The 6,829-nt window shown below is 70.7% G+C and carries 7 protein-coding genes; 2 read left to right on the top strand and 5 right to left on the bottom strand.

Features of this window, described 5'->3' with window-relative positions; genetic code table 11:
- Together AC6H42_RS20855 and AC6H42_RS20850 are read left to right on the top strand one after the other, a co-directional pair.
- Positions 1-396 (top strand): glutaredoxin family protein (locus AC6H42_RS20855; RefSeq protein WP_497548856.1); only part of this gene is annotated, 396 nt, incomplete at its 5' end.
- Positions 397-444: 48 nt separating this feature from the next.
- Complete coding sequence (locus AC6H42_RS20850; RefSeq protein WP_497548855.1) at positions 445-1,284, top strand: arylamine N-acetyltransferase family protein; 840 nt, start codon at positions 445-447, stop codon at positions 1,282-1,284.
- 24 nt (positions 1,285-1,308) lie between these two features.
- On the opposite strand, the gene AC6H42_RS20845 is transcribed toward AC6H42_RS20850, so the two are convergent.
- The 5 genes from AC6H42_RS20845 to AC6H42_RS20825 all read right to left on the bottom strand — a co-directional run.
- Entirely contained in the window at positions 1,309-2,076 is a 768-nt protein-coding gene (locus tag AC6H42_RS20845; RefSeq protein WP_057156444.1) for a trypsin-like serine peptidase, read from the bottom strand.
- Positions 2,077-2,100: 24 nt separating this feature from the next.
- Positions 2,101-2,451, bottom strand: coding sequence for a hypothetical protein (locus AC6H42_RS20840; RefSeq protein ID WP_057156445.1), 351 nt, complete (start codon positions 2,449-2,451; stop codon positions 2,101-2,103).
- 107 nt (positions 2,452-2,558) lie between these two features.
- Positions 2,559-4,076 (bottom strand): ATP-binding response regulator, encoded by a 1,518-nt coding sequence (locus tag AC6H42_RS20835; RefSeq protein WP_057156446.1) that lies wholly within the window; start codon positions 4,074-4,076, stop codon positions 2,559-2,561.
- Positions 4,073-5,899 (bottom strand): ATP-binding protein, encoded by a 1,827-nt coding sequence (locus tag AC6H42_RS20830; RefSeq protein ID WP_497548854.1) that lies wholly within the window; start codon positions 5,897-5,899, stop codon positions 4,073-4,075. The genes AC6H42_RS20835 and AC6H42_RS20830 overlap by 4 nt, the downstream gene beginning before the upstream one ends.
- Positions 5,896-6,829, bottom strand: a 934-nt coding sequence (locus AC6H42_RS20825) for a SpoIIE family protein phosphatase (protein ID WP_497548853.1), incomplete at its 5' end; no start/stop codon positions are given. The genes AC6H42_RS20830 and AC6H42_RS20825, both read right to left, overlap by 4 nt.

Genomic DNA, 6,829 nt, shown 5'->3' with positions numbered 1-6,829 from the left:
ATCGCGGCCGGCGCGCGGGCCGCGCGGGCCGCGCTGGCCGCCGGCGCCGCCGTTTCGCTGGGCGGCGCCGGCGAACTGCGCGCGCAACTGCGCAGCCTGCTGGAAGACGAAGCAACGCCGGCCCAGACCGCCGCGCTGGCCGCGCAAGTGCGGCCGGGCGACGTGATGCTCTACACCGCCGACGGCTGCCTGTACTGCAACCTCGCCAAGGACTGGCTGGAGCAGCGCAGCTTTGCCTATACCGAGTGCAATATCAGCGTCTCCAGTGCCTGCGCCAGGGCCTTCCAGGCCTATGGCGCCAGGGGAACACCGTTCCTGCTGGTGCGCGGCGCGCCGATGCGGGAAGGCTTCCAGCCCGGCGTCTTCCTGAAACTGTTGCGCCAGCAGCCGACCTGACCGGAAAGTGCTATCCTTTTCGCCGGATTGTAAAACGGAGCGGTATCGATGCAAGACTTTCTGGATGCGTACTGCGCGCGCATAGGCTACAGCGGCGCGCGCGCGCCCACGCTGGAGACCCTGCGCGCCTTGCAGCAGCTGCACCCGGCCGCCATTCCCTTTGAAGCCCTGGACCCGCTGCTGCACCAGCCGGTGGACCTGTCGCCGCAGGCCGTGGACGCCAAGCTGATCGCGGCACGGCGCGGCGGCTACTGTTTCGAGCAGAACAGCCTTTTCCAGCGCGTGCTGGAGGCGATGGGATTCAGCGTGGAAGGCCTGATCGCCCAGGTGCGCTGGCAGCTCGGCCCGGAAGCGGCGCTGCGGCCGCGCACGCACATGGTGCTGCGCGTGACCATAGACGGCACGCCCTGGCTGGCCGACGTGGGCTTCGGCAGCTGCGTGCTGACCGCGCCGCTGCGCTTCGACCGCGACGGCCCGCAGGAAACGCCGCACGAGCGCTTCCGCCTGCGCGCGGCCGGCAACGAGCAGCTGCTCGAAGTCGAGACTGGGAATGGCGACGGCGCCGCGTGGCAGCCCGTGTACCGGATTTCGCCGGCGCTGCAGACGGCGGGCGATTACGAGATGGCGAACTACTACACGGCCACGCATCCGGACTCGCATTTCCGCCACAAGCTGATCGTGGCGCGCACCACGCCGCAGGCGCGCCACGCACTGCTGCAGAACCGCCTGACGATACGGGACAGCGACGGCAACGCCACGCGCAGCTATCTCGATGCGGATGGACTCGAGCAAGCGCTGCGCGAGGTGTTCCTGCTGCCGGTGGCGCCCGCGTTGCGCCCGGTGCTGGAGGCCGCCGCTGCCACCGTCTGGGACGACGCCGCGCGCTGACGCGGCGGCGCCGGGGCTGGCGCGTCAGCAGCCTTGCGCGGTGCACAGCGCGGCGATGTTGCCGCTGGTGAAGCGCGGACCGTTGAAGGTCTGTCCGAAGGTGCCGGTGCAGGTGGAGCCGTCGTAGCCGTGCACCACCGAGTCGACATGGTTGCCGCCACGGTAGTCGCGCAGCCACGGCCCGCCGCTGGAGCCGAAGGTCATCGAGCAGCCGGTGTTGAGTACCGAGGTGCCACCGCAGCTGCCGCCGGGGCTGAAGCTCTCGGAGGCGCACAGCTGCAGCGTGTTGCCGCCGCCCAGGTTGCCCGGGTAGCCCAGCGCGTGCTGGCTGAGCACGCTGCCATAGTTCCATGAACGTCCCAGCCAGCCGGTGTAGAAGGTGACGCCACGGCCGGCCGCGTCCGGCTGCAGGGCGATCAGGCAGACGTCGGAGGCCACGTCGCCGTTGTTGATCCAGCTGGTCAGGATGCGGGCCTGCGACCAGCTGAACACGCCGAAGGGCGCGTTGCCGCTGTTGTAGGCCGGGGCGAAGGCCCAGCCGCCTATCCAGTTGCCGCGGCCACGGTCGTAGCAGCAGTGTGCCGCCGTGACTATGATGTTGTTGCCGCTGATGACGGAGGCGGAGCAGCTGCCGGCGTTGGTAAACAGCTTGCCGATCGCGCGCGGGGTGTTGTTGTTGGCAGTTTCCTGGTATTGGGTGAAGATGTCGGCTGTCGCATGCGCCGGGCCAGCCCGGCCCAGCGCGGCCACGCCGGCCAGCGCGGCCAGCGCCATGATGGTGTACTTGTCCATGTCGGATCTCCCTGCCGGGTTCGGCTAGCGTTGTTGATCGGGGGCTTTCCAGTCGTCGGGATGCAGGCGCCGCGCTTCCTCGTCGGCCTTGGGATCGGGCGCGCCGCCTTCGGTGTGCTCGGCCTTGGCGCCGGCCTGCGCCTTGCGTTCGGCCGCCGTCTGCGTCTTGCGCTTGGGCTTGCCCTTGGTGGCGTTCCAGTCCAGCGGCCTGGCGTTCAGGCGTTCTTCGCGGGTCTGGTAGGACGGCTCGGCCAGGGAACGGGCCGGGTCGCTGTCGCGCTTGATGCTGGTGGTGGGCTCTTGCGGCGCTGCGGTGGCGGGGCCGGCCATGAACAGGGCGGCCAGTGCAGCGAGGGATGTGGCTGTGGTCGACATATGCGCCTCCTTTAGGTGAAGCGGGCGGTCCGGCCCCGCTTGCTAAAGTTCAGCCTAGGCCGCCGCCGCCGATATGCAATGGTTTGCTGGAACAGGATTGACGCAGGTCATGGCGCGTCCAGTTCGCGCACGGCCGCTTCCAGCGCCTCGAACGTGGCCGGCTTGGTCAGGTGGCGGTCGAAGCCTGCCGCCAGGGCGTTGTCGCGGTCGCGTGCCTGGCCGTAGCCGCTCAGCGCCACCAGGCGGATGCCGTCCAGTTCGGGCAGCCTGCGGATGGCGCTGGCCACCTCGGTGCCGGGCATGTCCGGCAGGCCGATGTCGAGAAAGACCAGCTGCGGCCGGAACGCCAGCGCCTGGCGGAGCGCGTCCGCGCCGGTGTGGGCCGTGGCTACCTGGTGGCCGCTAAAGCCCAGCAGCGAGGCCACCATGTCGGCTGAATCCACGCTGTCGTCCACCACCAGGATGCGGCGCGGCGGCCGCGCCGCGCCGGAAGCGGACCCGGCGGCAATGTCGCCGGCGCCGGCGGCGGGCGGGGCGCACAGCGGCAGCCGGATCTCGAACGCGGCGCCCTGGCCTTCGCCGGCGCTGCTGGCCGCCACGCTGCCGCCGTGCAGGTCCACCAGGGTCTTGACCAGCGACAGGCCGATGCCGAGCCCGTCCTGCACCCGGTCGGCGCTGTGGCCGGCCTGCGCGAAGAGGGTGAAGATGCTGTCGAGCTGTTCGGGCGGGATGCCGATGCCGTTGTCGCTGATGCGTATCAGCGCGCTGTCGCCTTCGCGCGCCAGGATGGCCTCGATGGCGCCGCCCAGCGCGGTAAACTTGCAGGCGTTGTTGAGCAGGTTGCCGGTGACCTGCGCCAGGCGCACCGCATCGCCGGCCACCCACAGCGGCTCGCCGGGCAGCCGGGACGACAGCGTCTGGCTGCGCCGAGCGGCGTTGTCGGAAGCGGTCTCGAGCACCGAGCGCAGCAGCTCGCCCAGCTCCACCGGCGCCACCCGCAGCACGATCTTGCCCTGGGAAATGCGGGACACGTCCAGCAGGTCGTCCACCAGGCGCACCATGTGGTCGGTCTGGCGGATGATCATCTGGCGCGCCCCTTCCTGCGGCGGCGGGGCGTAGGGGTCGAGGTTGCGCAGCAGCTCGACCGCGTTGCGGATCGGGCCCAGCGGGTTGCGCAGCTCGTGCGCCAGGATGGCCAGGAACTCGTCCTTCCGGCGATTGACCTCGCGCAGCTCGCGCTCGGCCTTGGCCAGGCGCAGCAGGGCGCGCACATTGGCCACCAGCTCTTCCGGTTCGATCGGCTCGATCAGGTAATTGTCGGCGCCGCTGTCCAGCGCGCGCACGCGGTCCGGCGAGGCCACGTAGGAGGCCGAGGTCTGCAGCACCAGCACCATGGCGGTGTGCGGATTCTGCTTCAGGCGGCGGCACACGTCGAAGCCACTGAGGTCGGGCAGCTTGGTGTCGAGCAGGACCAGGGCGGGGTTTTCGCTGGCGGCCTTGGCCAGCGCTTCGCCGCCGCTGGCCGCCTCGATCACCTGGAATCCGGCGCGCTGCAGGATGCGCGATTTGGCGTAGCGCGCCGCTTCGGTGTCGTCTACATTGAGGATCAGGTCGTGCGCCATCATGGGGCCTCGCGCAGTTTGGGGGACGGCGCGCCGGCGCCGGAAGCGGCCAGGTACAGGGCGTTGAGCTGCGCCAGCAGCTCGGCGCGCGGCACCGGCTTGACGAAGTAGGCGTCCGCGCCCAGCGCGTAGGCCTTCTGGCGGTCCGCCACTTCGGAGGCGATGATCACCGGCACGTGGCGGCGCCGCTCGTCGTTCTTGGTCTGCGTCAGCCAGCGCCAGGTGTCGGTGCCGTTCAGGTAGAGGTCCAGGATGATGGCGGCCGGCGCGCCGCTATTCCAGATCTGTTCGGCTTCCCACAGGCTGCGCGCCCACACGGCGCGGTAGGGCGTGTTGCGGAAGAAGCTGCGGTACAGCAGCATGGCGGTACGGTCGTCCTCGACCACCAGCACCGGGATGCCGCCGTCGCCGGCCGGGTTGGCCGCTGCGGAAACGTCCGCGCCGCCGGCCGCGGCCAGGCTGTCCGGCAGGCCGGCGCCGGACTGGCGCAGCTTGAGCGGCAGCGTGGCGAAGAAGGTCGAACCCTGGCCGGGGGTGCTGGTCAGGCTCACCCTGCCGCCCAGCAGCGCGGCCAGCTTGCGGCACAGCGGCAGGCCCAGTCCGGTGCCCTTGGCGCTGCGCTGCAGGTGGCTGGGCACCTGGCTGAATTCTTCGAAGATCAACTGCTGGTCCCCGGCGGCGATGCCGATGCCGCTGTCCTGCACGGCAAAGCGCACCCCGGCGCCGTCCGGCAGCAGCTGGGCCGACACGCGCACCTGGCCGGCCTCGGTGAACTTCAGGGCGTTGGAGATGAAGTTGCGCAGGATTTGCGACACCTTGCCCTCGTCGCTGAGCATGAGCAGGGGGGCGGCCGGCATCTCGAACAGCAGTTCCACCTTGGCGCTCACCAGCAGCGGGCGCAGCATGCCGCGCAGGGCGCTGAACATGTCGGCCACGTCGAACGGCTCGGCGCGGATGTCGATCTTGCCGGCCTCGATCTTGGCCAGGTCGAGCAGGTCATCGACCAGCTCGGCCAGCGAGTCGGCGCTTTTCAGGATGTAGCCGACCTGTTTTTCCTGCTCGCCGCCCAGCTCGCCGTCGGTGCGGTCCAGCAGCAGCTTGGACAGGGCGCGGATCGAGTTCAGCGGGGTGCGGAACTCGTGGCTCATATTGGACAGGAAGCGCGTTTTCATTTCATCGGCGCCGCGCAGATGCTCGGCCTGCTGGTCCAGTTCGGCGTACAGGGCCACCACGCCGCGGTTGGTGTCCTCCAGTTCGCGCGTGAGCTTGAGCAGCTCCTCCTGCCGCACGTTCAGTTCGGCCAGCGTGGTCAGCAGTTCCTTGTTCTGCTGTTGCATCTCGGACAGCGCGGCGCCGGGAGGCAGCGCGTGCAGCTCGGCGCCCAGCGCGCCGACGGCGGCGGCCGTGAGCATGGGCGCGTCGGCCGGCAGCAGCTTCTTGAGCAGGATCACGGTGCCCTTGCCGGGCGCGGTCTCGATGTCGCACTGGTCCATCAGGCGGCGGGCACCCAGGATGCCCATGCCCATGCCGGTGCTGGACTGGTAGCGCCCGGACAGTACCAGCGGCAGGTCGGCGATGCCCGGCCCCTGGTCCTCCACGCGGATCACCAGCAGCTGCGGCGCGGTGGCGCCTTCCACACTGAATTCGATGCGGCCGCTGCCGGCGTAGCTGTAGACGTTGCGCGCCAGTTCGGACACGGCGGTGGCGATGCGGGTCTGGTCCTGGCCGCCGAATCCGCACAGCGCGCCGATCTGGCGCGCGCGCTGGCGCGACGCCACCACGTCCACTTCGGCCACGATGGCCAGGCTGAGGATACGCAAGCTCATGGCTGGCCTCCCTGGCGGTCGCGCAGCACCAGCACGGTGACGTCGTCCCGCCCGCGCGAGAAATCGCGGTACAGCACGGCGGCGATGACGGCCGGGTGGCGCCCGGCCAGGCCGGGATAGTCGTCCAGGTTCCAGCGCGTGGCCAGGCCGTCGCTGTGCAGGATCAGCATGCCGCCGTGGTCCCAGGGCGCGCCGAATTCCTGCACCTTGCGCATATTGCTGCCGACAATGCCGTTGTGCGACACCAGCTGGCGGCGCGCCTCGGCGCTCCAGGCGTGGCAGGCGATGTTGCCGACCCCGGCCAGCTGCACCTGTCCTGCCAGCATGTCGATGCGGACCACGGCGGCGGCGGCGCCACGCGTGGCGCGCAGCGCGGTGTGCGCGTCCTGCAGCAGCACGGCGGCGGGCAGGGCGGGATTGGCCAGCACCGTATGCGCCGCCAGGCGCGACGCATCGGCCGCCAGCGGGCCGTGGCCCAGGCCGTCGGCCACCAGCACGGTGGCGCTGGTGGCGTCGCACGCCAGGGCCCAGCTGTCGCCGCAGATGGTCTCGCCGTGCATGGGCTGGCACACCACGCCCACCTCCAGCGCCATGGCCGGCTGCGTGCCGTCCCCCATGCCCTGCTGTGACGGCTGAGCCTGCAATGCCTGCAACGGCTGCTGCAACTGCTGCGACTGCGGCGGCGGCTGTCCATGCTGCCCCGGCGGCGCTTGCTGCCACAGCGTCATCCAGACCACGCTACCCTGGCCCGGCGCGCTGTAGGCGTCGAAGCGGGTCGACAGGCGCTGCATGGCGCCCAGGCCCACGCCGTAGCTGCCGGCCGTGGTGCGGCCGTCCTGCAGGCTGGCGGCCAGGCTGGCCATGCCGGGGCCGGCGTCCAGCGCCAGCACTTCCACGCCCGCGGCGCCGCGGGCCGAGTGCAGCGGGCGC

It is taken from the genome of Massilia sp. NBRC 108631 (assembly GCF_059704565.1).
The sequence above is the reverse complement of the archived record's forward strand: the minus strand, read 5'-3'. Positions and strand labels throughout refer to the sequence as shown.

Coding starts and splice junctions, on each gene's coding strand:
- AC6H42_RS20850 (WP_497548855.1), top strand. CDS start 445: ATGCAAGACTTTCTGGATGCGTACTGCGCGCGCATAGGCTACAGCGGC.
- AC6H42_RS20845 (WP_057156444.1), bottom strand. CDS start 2,076: ATGGACAAGTACACCATCATGGCGCTGGCCGCGCTGGCCGGCGTGGCC.
- AC6H42_RS20840 (WP_057156445.1), bottom strand. CDS start 2,451: ATGTCGACCACAGCCACATCCCTCGCTGCACTGGCCGCCCTGTTCATG.
- AC6H42_RS20835 (WP_057156446.1), bottom strand. CDS start 4,076: ATGATGGCGCACGACCTGATCCTCAATGTAGACGACACCGAAGCGGCG.
- AC6H42_RS20830 (WP_497548854.1), bottom strand. CDS start 5,899: ATGAGCTTGCGTATCCTCAGCCTGGCCATCGTGGCCGAAGTGGACGTG.